Annotated in this window: 1 protein-coding gene; it reads left to right on the forward strand. The window is 57.0% G+C overall.

The window, feature by feature from the left end; genetic code table 11:
* Window positions 1-166: 166 nt before the first annotated feature.
* The coding region (locus tag HX869_RS31355) for a CHAP domain-containing protein (protein ID WP_178904198.1) at window positions 167-509 on the forward strand (343 nt) is incomplete at its 3' end.

The following is a 509-nucleotide window of genomic DNA, read 5'->3' on the forward strand; positions in this document are numbered from 1 at the left end:
CTATTGGAGGCCGACACTTGAGCCGCAAAGGCTCGTGATCGAGCAATGCAGCACGGCCACCAAGATGGACAACAGGTCGGTTGGATTTTCAGAAACGGCTCATGCATTTGCGGTCGTGCACCGTGTAGAAAGCAGGCTCCTCTGCCAACTTTCTCAGGAGCACGCAATGTATGACGGCATCTCAGCTGCAAACTATGCAGCAAGCAATATCGAGCCGAATAGTGTGGGCCGCTGCGCAGAATACGTGCGCAAGGCGATTGAATGGGGCGGTATTTCTTTGCAGCGCACCCGCTCGGCAAAGGACTACGGCCCATCATTGCTGGCCGCCGGGTTCCATGAGGCGATAGGCTCGCCGATGAAGGGAGACGTGATCGTGATTCAACCCGCCCCCGGGCACCCTCACGGACACATGGCGATCTACGATGGCTCCCACTGGATATCAGACTTCAAGCAGCTTCATGGTTTCTATCCTGGCCCGGCGTACAGAAGCGCCAAACCGGCCTACAAGA

The organism is Pseudomonas sp. P7779, from assembly GCF_013386315.1.
Classification (GTDB): domain Bacteria; phylum Pseudomonadota; class Gammaproteobacteria; order Pseudomonadales; family Pseudomonadaceae; genus Aquipseudomonas.